Raw genomic sequence first — 22,134 nt, forward strand, 5'->3', positions numbered from 1 at the left:
TACGATGAGAAGCTAACCAGTGCGATTATTGACCGCTTGATTCACCATAGCCATCTGCTGGTTTTTGGTGGACAGAGCTACCGCTTCATACATTCCACTATCAGGTAATAATGGAAACCGGGGTGCTGGATTTATTTTTTGCCGTTTGCTGTATTTTTTACTTGCCAAACACACCAGCTAAAATTGTAGGGTAATAAACTACAATTTAGCAAGGAGAGGAACCAGGTGAAGGGGTGGCCGATGTATCAAGAATTACAGCAGTTAAAGGAGATGGGGCTTAACAAATCACAAGTTCAACGCAAGTTGAGTATAGATTGGGAAACAGTTAACCGTTACTGGGAGGTGACGCCGGACGAATTTGCTAAGATAAGGCGTAATAACAAAAGAACCAGAAAACTTAAAAAATACGAAGACCAAATCGTGAAATGGTTGCAGGAATATCCGGACATGTCATCAGCACAAATACATGATTGGCTAAAAGAACATTATCCAGATTATCAGGGAAGGGAGCGAACGCTTAGACGATATGTAAGCAGTTTACTTACCCAGCATAACATTAAGAAACCCATTATACAGCGCCAATACCAGGCAGTAGACGAGTTGCCCATGGCTTCAGGCCAAATAGATTTAGGGTTCACTACCCTGGTAAATACCCAGGGGCAAAAGGTAAAACTCACCGGATTCGGCTTTGTCCTTTCACACAGCCGCTACAAATATATTGAATGGGACGACAAGCCACTTACCACAGCCAGGTTCATACATATGCATTATCAGGCATTTGAATTTATGGGAGGATAAAATAATGCGCTTGCTTGACAGCGGTGATGTTTCAGACTAAAATCTTTTTGTAAAGTATTTTTCCTTTACAACCGGGAGAAGGCCGATGCTGGAGAAAATAAGCCGCATAAATATACTCAAAGATTTTTATGGACCACTGCTGACTGAAAAGCAGCAGGAGGTTTTAAGTTTGCATTATGAGCAGGATTGGTCTTTTGCGGAGATTGCGGAACACTTGCAAGTGACACGCCAGGCGGTCTATGATTTGCTGAGAAGAGCCGAGGCAGCCCTGGAAGACTATGAACAGCGCTTGGGTTTGGCGGAACGTTTTCTTTATACCAGGCGCAAACTGAAAGAAGCTTATGAATATATGGATGGTGAAGCTGACCCTGACAGAGTGAACAAAGCCTTGGATATAATCAGGGAAATCAGCGAATCTATTTAGAGGCAGGGCATTTAGGAAAGCGGACAGGATTAAAGGAGTGATATTGTGGCCTTTGAAGGTTTATCAGATCGTCTCCAGGATATTTTTAAGAAACTGCGCGGCAAAGGCAAGATCAGCGAAGAAGATGTAAAGGTTGCCATGCGTGAAGTGCGCCTGGCCTTGCTTGAAGCCGATGTGAATTATAAAGTGGTAAAGGACTTTACCACCAGGGTAAAAGACCGGGCTGTAGGCCAGGAAGTCTTGCAAAGTCTTACCCCCGGTCAGCAGATTGTCAAGATCGTTTATGATGAAATGACTGACCTTATGGGGGGAGCGGAGACAAAACTTAATCTGGGCTCCCGCACTCCGGCGGTAGTAATGGCTGTGGGCTTGCAGGGCGCCGGCAAAACCACCACGGTGTCCAAACTGGCCAAAAAACTGGTCAAACAAGGCAGACGTCCTTTATTGGTGGCCTGTGACATATATCGTCCCGCAGCCATCAAACAGCTGCAGGTTCTGGGTGAGCAGATAGGCATTCCAGTTTTTACTATGGGTCAGAACAACCCGGTGGATATTGCTAAAGCATCGCTGGAATATGCGCGCAGCAACAACCGGGATATAGTTATTCTCGATACCGCCGGCCGGCTGCATATTAACGCTGAATTGATGGATGAACTAAAACAGATTAAGAAGGTAGTCAATCCCGATGAGATTCTGCTGGTGGTGGACGCTATGACCGGACAGGATGCGGTAAATGTTGCCGAATCCTTTAACCAGGAATTGGCCCTAACCGGAGTCATTCTCACCAAGTTGGATGGGGATACCCGGGGCGGCGCAGCCATTTCCGTCAAGGCGGTTACCGGTTGTCCCATCAAATTTGTGGGTATGGGTGAAAAAATGGATGCCCTGGAGGTATTCTATCCTGACCGCATGGCTTCGCGCATCCTGGGAATGGGCGATGTGCTGAGCCTGGTGGAAAAGGCCCAGGCCAATATCGATGAAAAAAAAGCCCGCGAAATGGAACGCAAGATCCGCCAGCAGGAATTTACCCTGGAGGATTTCCTGGAGCAGATGCAGCAGGTGCGCAAGATGGGACCCTTGGAAGATCTGCTGGGAATGATACCCGGTTTGGGGAAACAACTGAAAGGCATGCATACGCAAATAGATGAAAAAGAGATGGTGTGGGTGGAAGCCATTATTCAATCCATGACTCCCGAAGAAAGAAGGAACCCGGTAATCGTAAACGGCAGCCGCAAGAAGCGCATCGCCCGCGGCAGCGGCACAAGGGTACAGGATGTTAATCGTTTGTTAAAACAGTTTGAAGAGTCACGCAAGCTGATGAAACAGTTTGCCGACCTGGGGCAAAAAAAAGGCAAACGCGGCATGCCGCCTATCAAATTTCCGTTTTAAGGGACGATTAGACGATTAACTATAGATAGACACAGATTGAACGAAGATTCACACAGATTTTTCCGCAGATTATGAATTATCTATGGACATTAGTGATACATCTGTGTGTATCTGTGGTAATTAATCTACTTAAGGAGGTGATTAAGTGGCAACAAAAATTAGACTGAGAAGGATGGGAGCCAAGAAGAACCCTTTCTACAGAATCGTGGTGGCTGATGCGAGATCTCCGCGCGATGGCAGGTTTATTGAGGAAATTGGCTATTATGACCCGGGTACTGATCCCGCTACCATAAAGATTGACGAGGAAAAGGCCCTGAAATGGCTGGCTGATGGCGCCAAACCAACTGATACCGCCAAGTCTCTCCTCCAGAAACAGGGTATCATGGCCAAATTCGCCGCCAAACGGTAAATTGGGAATCCTTCAGGAGGTGAGCAAGCGGTGAAACAACTGGTAGAGTATATTGCCAGATCGCTGGTCGATGACCCTGGAGCGGTCAGCGTAACCGAAATAAATGGCGATAAATCCTTGATTTTAGAGTTAAGGGTTGCCCCTGATGATATGGGCAAAGTTATCGGCAAACAGGGTAAAATAGCCAAAGCCATCCGTACTCTTACCAAGGCTACAGCAGCCAAGGAAGGGAAAAGGGTTTCGGTGGAGATACTTAGAGAGGAATAGTCTACGATATGCGGAGAGGGCTAATTAAATAGCCCTTTCATGTATTTAGAGGAAAGTATGCTTTTCGATCGATTGCAGATAAGTCTGTTCGGAAGGCATAGGCAGGGCAATCTTAGGCATCATCGCAAGCGGCAGTACCACGCCCTGTAATTGCCGCAAAACCGGGGAAAGATTGCTTCGCTGAGCTCGCAATGACACAATAAAGGATTAGCTTCGGGAACAACCTTACTGTCATTGTTATGAAAACTATGTACTTGTCGTTGCGAGGAGCGTCAGCGACGCGGCAATCGTCCCCGGCCTAACGCTTTTCATTGTTCGTGATGGGTTAAATCCCGTGAAGATTGTGAGGAGCGCAGCGAACGCGGCAATCTAAAACGCTGCCGCTCATAGCCCGGAGGGCGAAGTCGTTCTTACGGAGTGTAAAATGAAGCGAGAGAAAAATAAAGAAAAAGGCGCCAGCCTGGAAAAGCAGGGTGTAACGCCTGGGGACGGTCTTGCGATAAAGGATGGCGATTTAATTAATATCGGCAAGATTGCCGGTTCTTTCGGCGTTGAAGGCTGGGTTAAGGTTATACCCCTGACCGATTTCCCGGAACGGTTTCAAAAGATGAAGACCGTCAAATTAAGCCATGCCGGCATGGTGCGCGATGTTAAAGTAGAAGGGGCCCGTCCTCACAAGGGTTTTTACCTAATTAAGCTGCAGGGAATAGAGAGTCCGGAAGAGGCTGTGAAATACCGCAATGCCCTGCTGCAAATTGATGAAAGCCAGCTTTATCCTTTGCCGGAAGGCTCGTACTACCATTTTCAACTGGAGGGCCTGGAGGTTTACGATGCACAAAGGGGTTTCCTGGGACGTCTAACTGAAGTGCTGGCTACCGGAGCCAATGATGTTTACGTTATCCAAACTGAACAATACGGTGAAGTGCTGATTCCGGCGATTAAAGATGTAGTTCTGCGGGTTGATCTGTCAGCCGGTAAGATGGAGATAAATTTATTGCCTGGATTACTGGATGATTAAACAATGAGAATTGATATTTTGACCCTTTTTCCCGGTATGTTTACCTCCCCGTTCAGCGAAAGCATCATTAAACGGGCGCGGGAAAAAGGTCTGGTAGAACTGAATACCATTGATATCAGGGATTATGCTCCAAAACCTCATCGCCAGGTGGATGATTATCCGTTTGGGGGCGGGGTCGGTATGGTAATGAAACCCGATGTTATCGGCAGGGCTCTTGCCGCTGCCCGCGGGCCGCAAACCCGGGTCGTCTATATGTCCCCACAGGGAAGGGTCTTAAACCATGCCAAAGCGAAAGAACTGTCAGGGTGCGATCATCTTCTGATTCTCTGCGGACATTATGAAGGAATCGATGACCGGGTGCTTGCTATGGTAGATGAAGAGATATCCATCGGGGATTATGTCCTCACCGGAGGGGAATTGGCAGCCATGGTTCTGGTGGATGCGGCAGTTAGATTTTTGCCGGGCGTATTAGGTGATATTGAATCCGCCTATGATGAATCCTTTGCCCGGGGGTTGCTGGAATACCCGCATTATACGCGCCCGCGTGAATGCGATGGAATGGAAGTGCCGGAAATTCTGCTTTCGGGGCATCATGAGAATATTAGAATCTGGCGCAAAAAACAGAGCCTGTTAAACACCTTGCTTAAGCGTCCGGAGCTGCTGCTGCAGCATGACTTTGATGATGAGGAAAAACGTTTGCTGATGGAAATATTATTTCAACGGGAGTAGTTCAGAGTGCGAAAATCCAGGTTTTATATAGCCCTCCTGCATCATCCCATGTACAATAAACGCATGGATATCGTCAGTACATCGGTAACCAATCTGGATTTGCATGATATATCCAGGGCGGCCCGGACTTATGATGTCGATGGCTTTTATGTTGTGCATCCCTCTCTTTCCCAGCAGGGCTTGATAAATGATATACTGGCCTACTGGCGGGAAGGTTACGGAGGAACTTATAATCCCGATCGCAAAGAAGCCTTCAGCCTTTTACGTTTGGCTTCCAATCTGGATGAAGTAAAAGATATGTTGAGAGGTGAAACCCAAAACCAGGTACTGACAGTAGCCACAGATGCACGGGTTTACCCGGGACAGATTCCCTATAGGCAAATGCGCAGGATAATAAATGAGGAAGAAAAAACGATCCTGGTGCTTTTCGGTACCGGTTGGGGTATGCAGGCCGAACTCATCCAGGATTGTGATTATATTTTAGAACCGGTAGAATCGGAACGAGACTACAATCACCTCTCGGTGCGCAGTGCCGTATCTATTATTTTGGATCGTCTCCTGGGAGAAAATTGGTTTGTAAATTAAAATTGCTTGAGAACAGTGTTTCCCTGTGCTATAATAGGACTGTTCGCGATGAGAAAAGGCGGTCCGCTGCATGTCAGCCATGCATGAACGCTGGTTTTATAAGGAGGTATATACTCAGTGCAGGACATAATCAGAGCGGTGGAAGAAGAATACTTAAAAAAAGACCTTCCTTCTTTCGGACCTGGTGATACGGTCAAGGTTCATGTTAAGGTCGTGGAAGGCAATCGGGAGAGAATTCAGGTTTACGAAGGAACCGTAATGAAAATCAGAGGCGCCGGATTATCCCGGAACTTTACCGTCAGAAGAATTACCTACGGGGTTGCGGTAGAGAGGACTTTTCCCATTCATTCGCCCCGCATAGCCAAGATCGAAGTAACCAGAAGGGGTAAGGTACGCAGGGCCAGACTGTTTTACCTGCGCGGTCTCACCGGCAAAAAAGCCCGGGTTAAAGAAAAAGGTCGTTTTAAGTAATAAAAAGAACTTGAGAACGGAGAGAATACTGACAGGTATTCTCTTTTTCTTTCTGGTATGAATGATGCTGATGGAGGTATTAGATGTCTATCAACTGGTTCCCCGGGCATATGGTGCGCGCCCGGCGGGAAATAGAAGAGAACTTGAAACTGGTGGATATAATCGTTTTTCTGGTGGATGCACGGGCTCCCTTATCCTGTCGCAATCCGGAGCTGGAAAGATTGGGCGCCAAAAAGAAAAGCCTCATGGTTTTAAATAAGATAGACCTTATCCCTCCCCAGACACTTAAAAACTACATGTTTCGGTTAAAACAGGAAGGCCGTTCTGCGGCGGCAATTAATTCACTTACCGGCAAAGGTAAAAAGGATGTTCTGCATGCTATAGAAAAGACCTATTTTCCTGTGGCGGAAGCCATGCGCCTGAAAGGACGCCGGGTTCGTCCCGCCAGGGTGATGGTGGCCGGAGTGCCAAACGTCGGAAAATCTTCGTTTATCAACTGCCTGGTGGGGCAGAAAACCGCGGTCACCGGAGCCAAACCCGGGGTTACCCGGGGCAAACAATGGGTTAGAATCCGTGAGGATATAGAATTGCTGGATACTCCCGGACTCATGTGGCCCAAAGTAGAAAATGAAGAACAGGGTTTAAAATTGGCCCTGCTTGATATAATGGGAGAAAGAGCGTATGCGGAAGAGGAAGTGGCCATTTACCTCCTGCGGCTTTTAAAAGCTAAAACCCCGGCGGTTATTTCCGAACGCTTATTAATAAACAACCCAACCGGTACAGAATACGAAATGCTGGAGCAGATAGCCAGAAACCGGGGTTTTCTATCCAAGGGGGCTCAGGTGGATCTGGAAAAAACCTGCCGTTCACTCCTGCAGGATTTCCGCAAAGGCAAGCTGGGGCAGATAGCTCTGGATGATTGATATGAAAATATGCAATCCTCGTTACTCACCTTTTACCGCGAACACCGGCAAAGAATATCGCAGACTAAATGACGAAACAAGGGTAAAATATGGTCAGAGGTGAATTTGGTGTTTAAAAGACTTTTGGCCATTTTTGCCCTGATTATTTGGGGTACTTATTGTTCATACAATATATATAACTGGCAGGTGGTGAAAGCATCACCTGACTCATCAGTAATTGGTCAACAGCAAATTGAACACAAAAGGGTTGAGACTGTTACCCTTACTGCGGCAGGAGACATTCTTATGCATGGGCCCAGATTCGTTCAGGTTTGCAGCCTGATGGCTCCTACCGTTTTGAGGGATTTTTTCGCGAAGTAGAGGATTTAATTAAAGAAGGAGATTACAGTTCTACTGATTTTGAAGCGGCCCTGGCCGGCTCTGAAACGGGATATACCGGTTATCCTCTTTTTAACAGTCCTGATGCCATAGCTGATTTTTTAAAACGGGCTGGTTTTGACCTGGTGATTACCGCCAATAACCATTGCCTGGACCGGGGCTATGCCGGAGGGATAAGAACTTTAAGGGTTCTGAAGCAGGCCGGTCTTGATACACTGGGGACATATGAAAACGCGGAATCCAGTAAGAAATATCTCATAAAAAATATCCGCGGGGTCAAGATAGCCTACCTGGCTTATACTTACGGTACCAATGGAATTCCGATTCCGTCTGAACATCCTGATTACGTCAATTTCCTGGATAAGGACAAGATATTGCAAGATATTAAAACCCTGCGTCCAGAAGTGGATATTATAATACTGGCCTTGCACTGGGGCGTAGAATACCAGCCCCGGCCCAATCAGGACCAGATAATGTTAGCCTGCAGTTTCCTGGAAGCAGGCGCGGATGTTATCCTGGGCAGTCACCCGCACGTTATCCAGACCATGGAAACCATAAATATTAAAGGCCAGAATAAGTTTGTGATTTATTCCATGGGCAATTTTATTAGCAGTCAGATTGGCAATGAACGCAACAGCGGCATAGTTCTCAAAATGAAATTTAAAAAAGATTTTGCCGCGGGGAAAACAGATCTCCAGGAGGTTTCTTACACGCCTACTTTTACACATTCATATTACCAGTCAGGAAAAAGATACTTCCGGGTCATTCCTATAGAGCGCACCATACAAAAGATTAAACAGGGCGAGGAGCCCTTAATGAACCAGGCTGATTTGTCGCTTTTACAATCTGTTCTGGCTTCAACCCGCCAACAGCTGGGTCCCGCATTCAAAGCGGCCAATTAATATTAGATGGTTGCTTCTGCTTTTTTCTCATTCATGGCGTTTTCTCTTTGGAATTTAAATTTTAACCAAAATTATGCGCGCCGACTCCGACTTTTTCGTCAGTAAATAGACATCACTTCTGACAATACTTCTTATTATTCCCCAAGGGAAAAATCAGCATAATTTAAAATAATATTTTTTAATAAAGAGATACGATGTCATAGCTGAGAAAACCAGCCATGACATTTTTATTATATCAACTGCGAAAGTTGATTTAAAAAAAGGATAAACAAAAAAAAGAGAGAATATTAATATACATAATAATAATATGTATAAATAAAGGTTATAATGCGGAAGGAGAGTCGGGGAAAAAAGATGGACAGGAACAAATGGTTGATTCTATTTACAGGGCTGTTTATTGGCGCTGTAGCGGTTGTGTTGGTTAAGTTGGGGAATCCGCCCAACATGGGGTTCTGTATCGCTTGTTTCGAGCGTGATATTGCCGGGGCGCTGGGATTGCACAGAGCGGGAATGGTTCAATACCTGCGGCCGGAAATTATCGGCATAGTACTGGGCGCCATGTTGACTGCTTTTGTTGGCGGCGAATTTAAGTCGCGTGGCGGTTCGTCCACTTTATTGCGTTTTGTTATGGGAGCTTTTATGATGATCGGGGCTCTGGTTTTCCTGGGCTGCCCGCTGCGCGATGTCCTGCGTATGGCCGGAGGGGACTATAATGCAGTAGTAGGTTTCGCAGGTTCATAGCCGGGGTTGCATCTGGAGTATTTTTTCTGCGCCGGGGCTTTAACCTGGGACGGGCGGAATATAGCCATTCCCGTTTGGGGGGATTGGTTATGCCGCTGCTAATGGTTTTCTTCCTGTATTTAGCCTTTAAAGGACTTGTGTTTGACCCTAAAACCGGTGGTCCGTTGTTCTTCAGCAAGGAAGGACCGGGAAGTATGTTTGCGCCATTAGCCATAAGTTTGGCAGCGGGCTTAATAGTAGGTTTATTGGCCCAGCGAACCCGCCTGTGTTTGAGCGGCGGCATACGGGATTTTATATTGATCCGCGATAATTATTTATTACTGGGATTTTTAGGCATATTCCTGGGCGCTCTGGCCTTGAACATTTATTTTGGCTTTTTCAAGGCTGGTTTTTCCGGGCAGCCGATAGCCCACAGCATGCATATCTGGAATTTCCTCGGATTATTCCTGGTAGGTATTACAGCTACATTGTTGGGCGGCTGCCCTCTGCGGCAGCTTGTCCTCTCCGGAGAGGGTGATACCGATGCTGCTTCCGTAGTGCTGGGTATGATTGTGGGCGCAGCCTTCTGCCATAATTTCTTACTGGCTTCTGCACCGGCCAAAGCGGCCGCGGCAGGTATGCCGGCGGTAGCGGGAGGTCCTGGAATATACGGGCAGATTGCCTGTATCGTTGGCATTATAGTCATGGTTTGTATCGGTTGGGCTTTCCGCGAAGAATAGGAGGACAAAATGGAGAAGCTAGATGTCAGAGGATTGAGCTGTCCTTTGCCGGTAATAAAAACCAAAAAACTTATCGATGCCGGGGTTAAAGAAATCCTGGTTATGGGCAGCGGAGCTGTAGCCAGGGAAAATGTAAGCAAACTGGCACAAAGCATGGGCTACGCTTGTGAAGTAGGAAATGAGAAAAAAGCAGATTGGGAGATGCAGCTTAAGAAATCGTAAACTAATGTTGTAGAGCTAAATTAAATTTAAAGATAAAATATAAGAAGGACCTTTTATAAACTGGTTCTTCTTATTTTTTATCGGCAGCGATTGTAGTATTGAGATTATGAATTAGAGGTGATTATTCTGCAGCAAATATCTTATCCCCATCTGTTTTCATCCTTCAAGCTGGGAGGGCTGATGATAAAAAACCGTCTGGTTATGGCTCCCATGTTAGTGGGTTACGGCTCAAGCGATGGCGAAGTCAGTCCGAGCATGGTTGATTACTATGAAGCCCGGGCTCGCGGAGGCGTGGGAATAATCATTGTTGAGGCAGCATGCGTAAATCAGGAAGGACTGGAAACTTACAGCCAGCTTAGAATTAACCATCCTCGTTATATATCAGGATTGGAGAAACTGTCCCGGTCTATAAAAAATTATGGATGCAGAGCCTTTATCCAGATCTTTCATGCCGGCCGGCAAACCTCCCAACTAATTACCGGTACGCAGGTAGTGGGGCCATCACCCTTGGCATGTCCCATGACCCGTGAGATGCCTCGTCAATTAAGTGTAGCCGAAATTGAAAAAATCACAGACGAATTTGTTTCGGCGGCCCAATACGCGGCTATGGCTGGTTTTGACGGCGTAGAGATTCACGCTGCCCATGGCTATTTGATTAATCAGTTTCTTTCTCCCCACAGCAACCAGCGCCAGGATGAATATGGGGGCAGTCTGGAAAACCGTATGCGTTTTCTTTTAAATATCGTTAGAAGGATCAAAAAATCACTGCCCCAGCTAATCTTATCAGTAAGATTGAATATCGATGATTTTGTTCCGGGTGGTTTGCTGCCTGTAGAAAGCCTGGTGGTTTGTCAGGAGTTGGAGAAGAACGGAGCGAATCTTATTCATTGCAGCTGCGGAACTTACCAGTCTGGCCTTACCAGTATAGAACCTGCTTCTTATCCGGAAGGCTGGCGTATGTACCTGGCGGAGCAGGTCAAAAAAACGGTTAATATACCGGTAGTGGGCGGAGGGATGATTAGGAATCCGCATATGGCAGAAGAAGTGATTGCCAGCGGACAAGCCGATTTTATATTTCTGGGCCGCAGCCTTATGGCTGATCCTCTCTGGCCGGTTAAGGCCAGGGACGGGCAAGAAGAGGATATACGCCCCTGCATTAGCTGCAACAACTGTTTTGCCAGCAACTCACGCGGTATGAGTGTAAGCTGTACAGTTAATCCTGGCTGGGGAACGAGGGAAAACAGACCTATCCATCATTAAGCAAGAAGATTAAACCTCTGGTTCATATTGCAGGCGCCGGACCAGCCGGGATGCAGGCGGCTCTGGCTCTGGACAAACATGGTTTCAGGGTATCCCTTTATGAAAAGGAAAAACAGCTGGGAGGTTTGTTGAACCTGGCCAGTTTGCCGCCGCATAAGCAGCAGCTGGCGCGGCTGCGTGATTATTTAAAGAGACAGCTGGAAAAGAGCGGGGTCAATGTTTTACTGGAGCATCCCTACGATCTAAAAACCCTTGCCGATGAATATCCCGATTATCTGGTTATTGCGGCTGGTTCACGACCATTGCGGCCCGAGATAAAAGGATGGGACGAAAGCTTTTGCCTGCCGTTTGAACACGTACTAACTGGTAATATCCCTATAGAGGAAAGTCATGTGCTTGTTGTGGGCGGCGGAAGCAATGGGTGTGAAATGGCTGACTTCCTGTTAGTCGGCCGCAATCGGATAAGCATTGTTGAACGCATGCCGTATCTTGCTCCTGATATGGAAAAGAAAAGCCGCCGTGATCTTATAAACCGCCTTGAAAAAGCTCAGGCCAATATATATACGTCCGCTGAAATTATAGAAATAAATTCCGGCAAAGTTATAATCCGTAATAAACAGGGCGAAATGAAAGAAATTGAAGTTGATTACGTAATAGCGGCCGTAGGTTATGCTTCCAACAATCCTTTATACGAAGCAGCGCAAAAAGTGCATCATGCGGTTTACCTGATTGGTGACTCTATGCAGGTAGGCAGCATAAGGGAAGCCATAGCCCAGGGGGAAATGCTGGCCCGAGCTCTGACGGAGTTCAATTACTAAAGCAATCGTCCTGTCACTTTAGTATTAGGGGTGTGTGGTTTATTGAAATTTATGGATGATGGGTTCCTGGAGCGGGAAAGGCAGAGGATTGAAGACATGAAAGGTTATGAGCATGACGCCTGCCGTTCAGGAGCCAGATACATAGCGGGAATCGATGAGGCGGGCAGAGGACCCATCGCCGGTCCGGTAGTGGCAGCGGCGGTAATACTGCCGCCTGACTTTTTTCTGCCCCGGGTGGACGATTCCAAGAAAGTAGCGGCCCAGCATCGCTCTCAGTTAGCTGCTGCTATTAAAAAGGAAGCTGTAGCCTGGTCCATAGTCTCTGTAAACCCACCCTGCCTGGACCGAATTAACATATTAAACGCCACTCGCGAAGCTATGCGCATCGCGGTACTTCACCTGACGCCTCCGGCGGATTTTCTGCTCATAGATGCGGTCAAACTTTCCGATATAAATATCAGGCAAAGGTCGATCATCAAAGGCGACAGCCTTAGCGTTTCCATCGCCTGTGCATCTATCCTGGCCAAGGTAGAACGTGATAATAAGATGGAGGCCTATGAAGATATATACCCGGGATATGGGTTTGCGCGCCACAAAGGCTATGCAACCCGTGAACATCTCGAAGCAATAGCTAAAATTGGAATTTGCCCCATACACCGAGCCAGTTTCGAACCCGTAAAATCAATTTTATCAGGAGGAAATTATGGAGAGCAGCCAGGTCTCTTTGACCAGGACTATGTTGAATATAAGCACTCCGGTTGACCAGGGCATAAGCCTCAGCAAAGGTGAGGTACTGAAGGGAACCGTACAGGAGGTGCGTCCAGATGGGACGGTCCTGTTGCAGATTAAGGGACAGGTGATCGAAGCTGCAGCCGAAGTACCGGTCAGTCCAGGTCAGCAATTATATCTTCGCGTTGATGATTTTAGAGACGGAAAGACCTATCTTAAGGTGCTTACGCCTGAAGGCATGGAGCAGATCGAAAACACTAACATATCTGTAAACCTTGCTGAAATCGGGGTGCAGGCCAAAGAAGTCAATGTTATGATGGCCCGTAAACTCCTGCAATATAATCTTCCGGTAACGCATAATAACCTGAATGAAATGGCGCGCGGGGTAAAAATCCTGGGAGATGCTAATCCTCGCAACCTCGAACTGGTCGGTTTTGCAATGTCGCGGGGAGTGAAAATAACTCCCGAGAATCTCAAGGCTCTGGCACAGTACACCATGCCGGGCAGCAACCTGGCCAGGCTGCTGCAATCGGTATCCCAGAGCTTGGAACAGCTTATGCGGCAGGAAGCTGCCGCAAACCAGATAAAAAATCCTGCTGAACCAGCCGTGCAGAATTATAATAATACGCAGATGTCAAACGCTGCACAGAAAACTTCGCTGCTTAAAAATTTGGGTGTTGAAGATACGAACAGCAGGCAAATCGGGAGCTTACAGCCTGCATCCGCTGAAACCGTCAAACCAGAGGCTGCTTCGCAAAATTCCGCTATGCCGATTAAGACCCCGGCATCAGTCAATTCCGCGGGAGGTATTCGTGCAATTAACCAGGCAGCTGCCGCTGATGAAATTACAATCATACAGTCCAATCCGGGGTTGTCAGAAGACGTTCTTCAACCTTCCATAACCCAGAAACCTGCTTTTGTACCTGTCAATGGAGAAAATTTATCCGCCGCAGCTTCTCTCGCACGGCAGGTATCCGGGGAGACCGGGCAGAATATTCCTGTGCAGGGTGATTTACTGCCGCCTGATAAGGTTGTTGAAAACACAGGAGCAAATTCCCAGCCGAATACACCAGCCGCACCAACTACAGAAGATTCAGCAGGGGATTTTGCAAACAAAGGTTCAGGCAATGCAAGTGATAACAGATCCGCCTTAATTCAAGGGGATAAAAGCCTTGGCGGTGAAGCCGGGCGTAACCCCCAAATAGGCATAGCAGCTGATGAACCCCAACCGCCGGCTTCCCAAACACAACCCGCAGCACGAAATATACAGTCCTTTGCGGTTGTTGATGAACAGCTGCCGGAATCAAAACCGGCAGGAACGACAATTAATAAACAGACCCCAGACTCTGCTCAACAGCCAGCAGCAACCGAGGAGGCGGCACGCAGCCAGGAATCCTTTGCCATCAAACCGACTGTAATCACAACATCCCGCGCGGTAAACACTCCCTGGCCGTCAGCAGATGGGGAACAGCCTCAGACAGGAATAAACCAGCCTGATCAGGAGGTTAGTTCATCTCCTGCAAATGCCCGTCCGGCTGCAGGTACAGCAGCTGCTCCGGCAGCAGAAGCTCTGAAAAACTCCTCCCTGCCAGCTCAGGCTGCAGTGACCGAAGAAATATTACCCGGCGGGAATGAGACCAGGTCCCAAAACGATAAGATCCCGCCAACAGCTGCCAATTTGGATGAGATGTCAGAAGCAGGCGCAAAGCCATCGGCTGCAGGTAAAATACTGCCTGAAATTGAGGCCAGGACTGCGTTTAACTTGACCGAAACCGCAGACAACAAGGCAAACACCGCTAAACCGGATTACATTAATCTTATACGTTCCGTAATTGACGCCCTCAAACTCGACGGGCAGCAAAGCGCAGCCGAAATCAAGGCCAGATTGGAAAATCTGGTTGCCGGCGACCGTGACACCTTGCGGGGGCTGATGCTTTTGGACAGTTTATTAAAAAATGACAGCAGCCTGACCCGTAATCCCGTAATAGGCAGTCTTCTGCAGCGCCTCGACAATCTCGAAAGGGAGATTGCCGGACAGAATATATTTAATTTCATCAGCCGCAGTTCCGTTGACAACCAGTTTAACTATTATTATTTTTCGTTTCCCGTGCAGGTCAATCAGGAACTGCACCTTTGCCAGCTGCGAATCAACCGGGAAGCTGGGCGCAAGAACCTGAAAGATCAGGACAGCTTGAGTTTCGTTGTTTCTTTGGATACAGCCAAAATGGGAATGGTGCTCTTTCACTGTAACTGGAAAATCAACCGCAGCCTAGCTGTGCAGGGTGTGGTGGAAAACGATAAGGTCGCCCGCTACCTGTCCGATAATATGAATACGCTCATTAATAATTTGAGCCGATTGGGCTATACCGTGCAGAACCTGGGGATCAAGGTATCGCAGCCCGAACTGAAAGAGAGCCTGAAACCGCATTTTGAAGAAGTACCCCTTCCCATAAGACCGCTGGGGATCGATATAAAAGTATAAGAGAGGTTGGTTCATGCAGATTAAAAAAACTGGTCAAGAAAAATCCAAGGCAGTGGCCTTGCATTATAATGAAGAAATGGATATGGCCCCGGTGGTAGTTGCTAAAGGACAGGGTTTTATTGCGGAACGCATCAAGGAGGTTGCCCTGCAGTATGGAATACCATTGAAGGAAGACCGGCAGCTGGCCGACTATCTAATGGCCTTGGATCTTTATCAGGAAATACCGCCTGAACTATACTCTGTAGTGGCAGAGGTGCTGGCTTTTATATATTCCATGGATCGCAGGTATCAGTAAGGTTTTGCAGGAAAGTATGCTTTTCGATTGGCTGTGGATAATTCTGTTCGGAGGGGGTAATTGTGAAACGCAAAGAACTGGGAAAGGCTGGGGAAGAGATAGCGGCTCAATACTTAACCTCCAGGGGCTACCGTATATTAACCCCGCAACTACTACACCCGCTATGGCGAACTGGATATAGTTTGCCAGAAAGACCGCAGCCTAGTATTTGTGGAGGTTAAAACCCGGCGCAGCGTTCAGTTCGGTACTCCTGAAGAATCTATAACCCCGCGCAAAATTGAGCATTTAAAGAAAGCGGCCATGCTTTATATGAATAACCACCCCAGTGCTTTTAAGGAAATGCGTTTTGATATAATAAGTATACTTTTTGCAGATAATGAGAGGCAGATCAATCATATTGAAGCTGCCTTTTAGAATGGATGGTGAACAGGTGCTCATTTATGGTCAGGAAATCAGAAACCGTATGCAGGAAGAGATAGAAATGTATGCGCGGGATAACAGTATGACTATGGCTGTAATTCAGGTGGGCGACAACGAAGCTCCGGGGTTTATATCAGGTCGATTCGCAAATTTGCGGCTGCAGCAGGCATAGGGGTAGAAATCCGTTCCTTCTCAGAAAATGTCGCTGAGCAGCATATAATAAAACACATAACTGATCTTAACCATGAAGATGAAATTACCGGTATTATGATACAGATGCCATTGCCGAAACATCTTAATGCGGGGTGCTTGATAAACGCTATGGATTACCGCAAAGACGTGGAAGGCATACATAATTACAATCTGGGCAAACTCATTGGCGGAGAACAGGGTGTGGCTCCCTCCACTCCTAAGGCGGTAATGGCATTATTAAGAGAAAACAAAGTGCCTGTAACCGGACGAAAAGTAACTATTATCGGACGCAGTGTTATAGTAGGGACTCCGTTAACCATTTTAATGAGCCGGGAAAACGCTACCGTTACCCTTTGCCACTCGCGCACCCGCAATCTAAACCGAGAAACCAGTGCCGGTGACATTGTGGTAACAGCGGTAGGAAAACCAGGCTTTATAACCCCTGATATGGTGACGGACAAAACGGTGATAATCGATGCCGGCATCAATGTAGATGCCAGCGGACGAATATGCGGGGATGTACACGAAGAAACCTGCAGCCGCGCTCGCCTGGTCAGCGCAGTCCCCGGAGGGGTAGGGGTCATAACCGTTGCCGCCCTCTTTGACAACCTCAAAATCCTTCACCAGCAAAAAGGGAGTTAATATAAACGAACAACACGGAATAATATTTATGATACAGAAGGGGTTGACGCAGATAAACACCGAATTATAATGAGTTTTTTACTGGATATTTTACTGGTTTCTAATGTAAAATAATCGCGAATAATTAAAGGAGGTTTATCGCTAATGGGTAAAAAGTCACAAGTAATTGCGCTGCTTATACTGATGTTTTTCGTAATCACCAGCTGTATTAATCCTATTCCCATACAGGCGGCTGATACATATACTATTCCCAATGGAGTAGACCAGAACCTGCATCCTGCCTTAAACAGTAAAATCCAAGCTAATATGGATGTTATTCTTAAGCGGGTTGACACCGATATGAATAACCTTGTCGAACCTCTGATACCGCAAATTAGCTCTATGGTAGCCCAAAAAACCAGTGATATGGGCGGGAAAATAAACAAAATCGGCATAGACACAATACAACCATCCTTAAAGGCTCATGTAGAGGAACAAGCCCAAATTATTAAAAATGAAGTTAATAACATAGTGATGAATGCCGTCATGCAAGCCGGGCCGCAAAGCGATCCTTCTTCCTTGATAAGATCCGCATTGGTTTCGGCTCTGCCGCAATTGAAGCAGGATACCATCACCAGAGCTGATCAGGAACAAAGAAAAGAGATGGAAACGGTGAGACCGCTGATAGAGGCGGTAATACAGGAAGAAATGACGGCGCTTTTGCCGGACATTCAGAACCTGGTATTGGCTAAATTGCAGGAAGGGGTACCGGCAACGAAAAGAGCTGTTGATGCTGATATAGATGCTATGATTAGTGAACTGCAATCCAGCTTGCCGGATGAACAAAAGAAATTAATGGAACAAATGCGCCCGCAGTTTGAAGCCAAAGCTCGGCCGCAGATATCGGAAGAACTTTTTGATGCGGTAGCTGTCAAGATTGACCAGAAGGTTGTATCCGGAATAGAGACGGTAAATAAAGAGAGCATAAAGCTATCGTAAAGCCCATGAACCAGTATTGTACAGATTTTGCGGCCAATTACGCCAAAAGCCTGCTGCCGCCTGAAGTGGATCAGCTTGGCATACGTTCGCAAATAGAACAAATGATTGAAGAAACAGCCCAAATCCAGGTTACCGTGTTTGAGGAACGCATCATGGCTGATAACGATGAAATATTTAAAAAGCAGTCTGCGGCTATAAATCAACAGATGCACGAATTTGTAAAAACCAAAACCATGGCTCTTCTTGAGGAAGGCAAGCCCAATCAGGCTGTTCCAAGTCCTGTCAATAATACGATGCAGCCGGTTAATAATCCTAATTTGCAGAATTCCGCCAGGGTAGTCATAAATGGGCAAACCTTGAGTTTTGATGTGCCTCCCCAGGTAATCGAAGGCAGAACTGTAGTTCCTCTGCGAAAGATCTTTGAAGCCCTGGGTGCTGCGGTCAAGTGGGATGACGCTACCAAAACCGTGACAGCGCAAAAAGGCAAGGTGCAGATCTCCCTGCAAGCGGGTCAAAAAGTGGCCACGCGTAACGGTGAAAAAATAAAATTGGATGTCCCTGCTACCATAATCGATAGCCGCACCATGGTTCCGGTCCGTTTTATCAGTGAATCATTCGGAGCAGCCGTAAACTGGGATGACAATACCCGCACCGTGAACATTCAGTCAAAATAACAGAATCCGAACGCGCCCAAAACCACTTGAGTGAAGTGCGCCTGGGAATATTGAGCCTTTCAATCCAGCATCTGGGGTGCGCTTCATGCCGGGTGGTTATTAATTTGTCAATGGCAGTTAAAAACAAATAGGCTCTGGCCCATCCTGGCAAATCAAATAACCAGTGTCAGAGTGTTTGCCTCAGCGCTCCTACATAGCTGGCCACTATGCTTACGCCTTTTCCCCGGCGCTGCAGCTTCCCCCGCACCAGCAGAGGACCTGGTTGTTTCCCGAAGATTACCGCGCCATATTTCATATAAACATCCTCAAACATCACCACCTCGCTCAGTCCGAATTCATCTTCCAGGGAGAAAAAAACCGTAATCCTGCCGCTGCGGGTGGGAGGACGGTGCGGGTGCAGCAAAAGACCGCTGACGGTAACTGCGCTTTTATCAGGCAGGTTTTTTAAATCCCGGGAGGATAGTATTCTTCTTTTCTCTAATTTAGTCCGCAGGGAAGCCATGAAATGCTCTCCGGTCTCTATACCCATAAGCCGGTATTCCCAGTACCGTTTTTCTGCTGATGTAAAGTCGCGAATCTCCCGGTAATTTTCTAAAGTCATAGCAGAAAACATTTCTCCCTGCCCGCTTTGCTTTTGGTTACGGGTCTGGAGCAGCCAGGGCAAACATGATAATAAAAAACGACGGTTGGAATCTAGTGAGTCCAGGGTCCCGCATTTTATAAGATTCTCCAGGCTGTCTATCTTCAGGGGTGTACGCTCCACCAGTTCTCTAAGTGAACTAAAAGGCCGGGAAGCGCGTATTTTTACTATTGAATCCAGCTCGACGCGGCTTACCCCGCTGATCTGTTTCAATCCCACCCGGATAGCGCCCATTTCAACGCTGAAATCTATCTGGCTGTGATTTATATCCGGGGGCAGTATTATAACCCCCCTCCGTCGGGCTTCGGCGCATATTATGTGTGAAGGGTAGAAGCCCATAGGCTGGTTGTTGAGTATGGCGGCGTAATATTCCGCCGGATAATGATGCAAGAGGTAGGCAGTCTTAAAACCGGTGGTAGCAAAGGCTGCGGCGTGCGCTTCGCAGAAGCCATAACTGGCATAACCCGCCATGCAGGCAAAAATCGCGGCGGCTGTTTCCGCATCAATGCCGTTCTGTTCGGCCTTATGGATAAATTTACGCCCGATATCGTCCATAATTCGTCCTGAACGGGCATGGGTCATAACCCGCCGCAGCTGGTCGGCTTCTCCCGGAGTAAACCCCGCTATTGCAGTGGCAATTTCTATAACCTGTTCCTGAAACAGAACCACCCCGTAGGTTTTCTCCAATATGGGTTGGAGACGGGGATGCAGGAAGCTGATGGGTTCTTTGCCCTGACGCCGGGCGATATAGGGCTCAACCATGTTCCCTTTAATAGGCCCGGGCCTGATCAAGGCCATACTGGCGATAATATCCTCCATCTGATTGGCTCCCAGCCGGGACTGCAAAGCCCTCTGTGCCGGGCTTTCCAACTGAAAAATGCCGATGGTTTCACCGCTGCTGATCATTTCATAAGTTTCCGGGTCATCCAGGGGGATAGAATCGTAGTCCAGATTCTTCCCGCTCTGCTTAATAAACCTGGCCGCATCATTTACGGCCGTTAAGGTGCGCAGGGAGAGGAGGTCCAGTTTGATCAGGCCCAAACCTTCTATATCATCCTTGTCGAACTGGCATATTACCGGCCCCAGGGCCGAATACTGCAGGGGAGTGAGTTCCTGCAGGGGACAGTCGCTTATCACCACTCCCCCCAGATGTGTGCTGAGAAAACGCGGAAAACCGGCAATTTTCTCACATACATCCAGCAGCAGCCGGAATCGTTCTTCCCGCAAGGGGCTTTCACGCAGTTCCGGCAGCCTTTCCATAAGACCGCGCATATCATCAGCATAAGCAAAAGGAGGCATCATTTTGGCGATACCATCCAGTTCATTTTCATCCAGGTCCAGGGCTTTACCGATGTCGCGCAGTGCAGAGCGGGCGCGAAAGGTGTTATAAGCTGCCACCCTGGCCACCCGTTCGGCGCCATATTTTTTATAGACATAATCAATAACCCGGTCACGGTAACGGGCCTCAAAATCTATATCTATGTCAGGCAGTTCAGATCTCTCCGGGCTCATGAAACGTTCAAACAAGAGACCTCGCTGCAGGGAGTCCACCTCGGTTATATACAGGCAATAAGCCACCAGCGAATCGGCGGCAGAACCGCGCCCCGCATAACGGATACCCTCCCGGCGGGCAAAGCCCACCAGATCGTGCACCAGCAGAAAATAACCGGCATAACCCATCTGTATGATAACCTGTAGTTCGTGTTCCAGGCGGTTCATAGTCTGCAGATTCAAGCCCCCGTATCGCTGTCTGGCCCCGACCAGGGTGAGGCGGCGCAGTTTGGCCGCAGCATCTCCCCCAGACAGTTCATAACGCGGAAAATGAAGGCGGTTATTCTTAAATACCGGTTCGCATTCTTCACTGATATGCAGGCTGTTTTGCAGAGCCCGGGGGCAAAAAGCGAAAAGACCTGCCATTTCTTCCCCGGATTTAAGGTAGTTCTCTGCATTTAAAGGACGCAGGGGATTAATCTCCTGTATTTTGCTCAGGCTGCGCACACAACATAACAAATCATGGATAATGAAGTCCTCCCTGTTGGAATAATGAACATTATTGGTAGCTGCGGGCTCAAGCTTTAATTCATCCGCCAGTTCCAGCAAACGCCGGTTCAGAAGGTGGTTTCCCGGCAGCAGGTTATCCTGCATTTCTATATAAAAATTATCTCTGCCCAGAAGCTGCAGGTACTCTTCAGCCCGGCGGCGGGCTGCAAGATAATTCCCGCGCAGAATCAGGGCGGCTATTTCGCCTTGACGGCAGCCGGAAAGCACTATGCAGTTTTCCAACCCCGCAAGTTCCTCAAAGGCCAGGCGGGGCTGCAAGCGGGGATGGGAGAAATGGGCTCGGGTAAGCAGGGTACACAGGGACGCATACCCTCTGGCATTTCGAGCCAGCAGGGTGAGATGGCTGCCGTTTTCAAGCTCTATTTCCGCGCCCTGTATGGGTTTGATGCCGGCTTCCCTGGCCAGGCGGGAAAATTGTACCGCCGCGCAAACATTATTATGATCAGTAATAGCCAGAGCGGGCATTTGCAGTTCGGCCGCCCTGGCCACCAGGTCCTCCAGGCGGCTGCCCCCATCCAGAAAAGAAAAAGGGCTGTGGCAGTGCAAATGTACAAAAGACAATCACCCCATCCCCCTTTAACAATTATGAGTTACAAGCCTTCCTCTATTCTTAGTCATAGACTTTATATAAAAACCAGTTACGGCTGGTCAGGTCCTGAAAAAGCTCGCAGATCACACCGTTGGCGCATTGCACACGAAAGAAGAATTTCTCGCTTTCTCCTTCCCACCAGCACCCGGTGTCCCGCCAGCGTTCCAGTATAAAGCGAACCGGATATATTTTTCCCCGAATTTGCAAAGCCAGCGGAAAACCATCCCGATCACATTCCACCCGCAAATCCTGTCTTAAAATCCTGCTCATAAATAATAACCTTTCACTAATAACCAAAGATGAACACAGATAAGTTTGTAAAGTGCAGGGAAATTAGCGTTATGCAAATTAAAGCAACTTACTTATTATCTGTGTGTAT

The 22,134-nt window shown here is 47.7% G+C and carries 25 protein-coding genes and 2 pseudogenes; 24 read left to right on the top strand and 3 right to left on the bottom strand.

Annotation, left to right across the window (positions count from 1 at the left end; all coding sequences use genetic code 11):
* The 6 genes from JCM14374_RS14105 to JCM14374_RS11015 form a co-directional block, all read left to right on the top strand.
* The coding region (locus tag JCM14374_RS14105) for an ATP-binding protein (RefSeq protein WP_242848980.1) at positions 1-108 on the top strand (108 nt) is incomplete at its 5' end.
* Between the two features lie 117 nt (positions 109-225).
* Complete coding sequence (locus tag JCM14374_RS10995; RefSeq protein ID WP_054697228.1) at positions 226-798, top strand: hypothetical protein; 573 nt, start codon at positions 226-228, stop codon at positions 796-798.
* A gap of 85 nt (positions 799-883) precedes the next feature.
* Entirely contained in the window at positions 884-1,222 is a 339-nt protein-coding gene (gene ylxM, locus JCM14374_RS11000) for a YlxM family DNA-binding protein (RefSeq protein WP_054697231.1), read from the top strand.
* Positions 1,223-1,267: 45 nt separating this feature from the next.
* Positions 1,268-2,611: a signal recognition particle protein gene (ffh, locus tag JCM14374_RS11005; protein ID WP_054697237.1), complete on the top strand. Its 1,344-nt coding sequence runs from the start codon at positions 1,268-1,270 to the stop codon at positions 2,609-2,611.
* A gap of 145 nt (positions 2,612-2,756) precedes the next feature.
* Positions 2,757-3,020, top strand: coding sequence for a 30S ribosomal protein S16 (rpsP, locus tag JCM14374_RS11010; protein ID WP_054697240.1), 264 nt, complete (start codon positions 2,757-2,759; stop codon positions 3,018-3,020).
* A 30-nt stretch (positions 3,021-3,050) separates the two neighbouring features.
* Complete coding sequence (locus tag JCM14374_RS11015; protein WP_054697243.1) at positions 3,051-3,287, top strand: KH domain-containing protein; 237 nt, start codon at positions 3,051-3,053, stop codon at positions 3,285-3,287.
* Between the two features lie 45 nt (positions 3,288-3,332).
* On the opposite strand, the gene JCM14374_RS13640 is transcribed toward JCM14374_RS11015, so the two are convergent.
* A complete protein-coding gene (locus tag JCM14374_RS13640; RefSeq protein ID WP_157049089.1) occupies positions 3,333-3,485 on the bottom strand; it encodes a hypothetical protein in 153 nt (50 codons plus the stop codon).
* Positions 3,486-3,711: 226 nt separating this feature from the next.
* Between JCM14374_RS13640 and rimM the strand changes: the two genes are divergently transcribed.
* From rimM to JCM14374_RS14915, 18 genes and pseudogenes are all read left to right on the top strand, one after another.
* The gene (gene rimM / locus JCM14374_RS11020) at positions 3,712-4,305 is read left to right on the top strand and encodes a ribosome maturation factor RimM (protein WP_083454055.1); all 594 of its coding nucleotides are present in this window, start codon (positions 3,712-3,714) and stop codon (positions 4,303-4,305) included.
* A 3-nt stretch (positions 4,306-4,308) separates the two neighbouring features.
* Complete coding sequence (trmD, locus tag JCM14374_RS11025) at positions 4,309-5,034, top strand: tRNA (guanosine(37)-N1)-methyltransferase TrmD (RefSeq protein WP_054697247.1); 726 nt, start codon at positions 4,309-4,311, stop codon at positions 5,032-5,034.
* Between the two features lie 6 nt (positions 5,035-5,040).
* A complete protein-coding gene (locus tag JCM14374_RS11030) occupies positions 5,041-5,619 on the top strand; it encodes an RNA methyltransferase (protein WP_083454056.1) in 579 nt (192 codons plus the stop codon).
* A 117-nt stretch (positions 5,620-5,736) separates the two neighbouring features.
* On the top strand, positions 5,737-6,090 hold the full coding sequence (rplS, locus tag JCM14374_RS11035; RefSeq protein ID WP_054697250.1) for a 50S ribosomal protein L19: 354 nt from the start codon (positions 5,737-5,739) through the stop codon (positions 6,088-6,090).
* Positions 6,091-6,173: 83 nt separating this feature from the next.
* Positions 6,174-7,013, top strand: coding sequence for a ribosome biogenesis GTPase YlqF (gene ylqF / locus JCM14374_RS11040; RefSeq protein ID WP_054697253.1), 840 nt, complete (start codon positions 6,174-6,176; stop codon positions 7,011-7,013).
* Positions 7,014-7,324: 311 nt separating this feature from the next.
* Entirely contained in the window at positions 7,325-8,293 is a 969-nt protein-coding gene (locus tag JCM14374_RS11045; protein ID WP_207641627.1) for a CapA family protein, read from the top strand.
* A 354-nt stretch (positions 8,294-8,647) separates the two neighbouring features.
* Positions 8,648-9,753, top strand: a pseudogene (gene yedE / locus JCM14374_RS11050) (YedE family putative selenium transporter).
* Between the two features lie 9 nt (positions 9,754-9,762).
* Positions 9,763-9,975, top strand: a complete 213-nt coding sequence (locus JCM14374_RS11055) for a sulfurtransferase TusA family protein (RefSeq protein WP_054697260.1) — start codon at positions 9,763-9,765, stop codon at positions 9,973-9,975.
* Positions 9,976-10,092: 117 nt separating this feature from the next.
* Entirely contained in the window at positions 10,093-11,235 is a 1,143-nt protein-coding gene (locus tag JCM14374_RS11060) for an oxidoreductase (protein WP_278279277.1), read from the top strand.
* A gap of 26 nt (positions 11,236-11,261) precedes the next feature.
* On the top strand, positions 11,262-12,053 hold the full coding sequence (locus tag JCM14374_RS11065) for an NAD(P)/FAD-dependent oxidoreductase (protein WP_278279278.1): 792 nt from the start codon (positions 11,262-11,264) through the stop codon (positions 12,051-12,053).
* A 51-nt stretch (positions 12,054-12,104) separates the two neighbouring features.
* Complete coding sequence (gene rnhB / locus JCM14374_RS11070) at positions 12,105-12,815, top strand: ribonuclease HII (RefSeq protein WP_083454063.1); 711 nt, start codon at positions 12,105-12,107, stop codon at positions 12,813-12,815.
* Complete coding sequence (locus tag JCM14374_RS11075) at positions 12,757-15,264, top strand: TP0910 N-terminal domain-containing protein (RefSeq protein ID WP_157049090.1); 2,508 nt, start codon at positions 12,757-12,759, stop codon at positions 15,262-15,264. Before rnhB ends, JCM14374_RS11075 begins: the two co-directional genes overlap by 59 nt.
* A 13-nt stretch (positions 15,265-15,277) precedes the next feature.
* Positions 15,278-15,559: an EscU/YscU/HrcU family type III secretion system export apparatus switch protein gene (locus tag JCM14374_RS11080; RefSeq protein ID WP_054697273.1), complete on the top strand. Its 282-nt coding sequence runs from the start codon at positions 15,278-15,280 to the stop codon at positions 15,557-15,559.
* Between the two features lie 156 nt (positions 15,560-15,715).
* A pseudogene (locus JCM14374_RS11085) lies at positions 15,716-15,973 on the top strand (YraN family protein); the annotation flags it as partial.
* Entirely contained in the window at positions 15,957-16,151 is a 195-nt protein-coding gene (locus tag JCM14374_RS13645) for a hypothetical protein (protein ID WP_207641628.1), read from the top strand. The pseudogene JCM14374_RS11085 and the gene JCM14374_RS13645, both read left to right, overlap by 17 nt.
* Positions 16,121-16,813: a bifunctional 5,10-methylenetetrahydrofolate dehydrogenase/5,10-methenyltetrahydrofolate cyclohydrolase gene (locus JCM14374_RS11090; RefSeq protein WP_369397368.1), complete on the top strand. Its 693-nt coding sequence runs from the start codon at positions 16,121-16,123 to the stop codon at positions 16,811-16,813. The genes JCM14374_RS13645 and JCM14374_RS11090 overlap by 31 nt, the downstream gene beginning before the upstream one ends.
* Before the next feature lie 144 nt (positions 16,814-16,957).
* Positions 16,958-17,791, top strand: coding sequence for a hypothetical protein (locus JCM14374_RS11095; protein ID WP_054697279.1), 834 nt, complete (start codon positions 16,958-16,960; stop codon positions 17,789-17,791).
* A gap of 5 nt (positions 17,792-17,796) precedes the next feature.
* Positions 17,797-18,465, top strand: a complete 669-nt coding sequence (locus JCM14374_RS14915; RefSeq protein ID WP_242848978.1) for a copper amine oxidase N-terminal domain-containing protein — start codon at positions 17,797-17,799, stop codon at positions 18,463-18,465.
* Positions 18,466-18,631: 166 nt separating this feature from the next.
* On the opposite strand, the gene JCM14374_RS11105 is transcribed toward JCM14374_RS14915, so the two are convergent.
* Both JCM14374_RS11105 and JCM14374_RS11110 read right to left on the bottom strand, forming a co-directional pair.
* Positions 18,632-21,727 carry a DNA polymerase III subunit alpha gene (locus JCM14374_RS11105; RefSeq protein ID WP_054697282.1) on the bottom strand — a complete coding sequence of 1,032 codons (3,096 nt, stop codon included), beginning with the start codon at positions 21,725-21,727 and terminating at the stop codon, positions 18,632-18,634.
* A 49-nt stretch (positions 21,728-21,776) separates the two neighbouring features.
* Complete coding sequence (locus JCM14374_RS11110; RefSeq protein ID WP_054697283.1) at positions 21,777-22,025, bottom strand: DUF6504 family protein; 249 nt, start codon at positions 22,023-22,025, stop codon at positions 21,777-21,779.
* Between the last annotated feature and the right edge of the window lie 109 nt (positions 22,026-22,134).

This window comes from Syntrophomonas palmitatica JCM 14374 (assembly GCF_001311885.1).
Taxonomy (GTDB): domain Bacteria; phylum Bacillota; class Syntrophomonadia; order Syntrophomonadales; family Syntrophomonadaceae; genus Syntrophomonas_A; species Syntrophomonas_A palmitatica.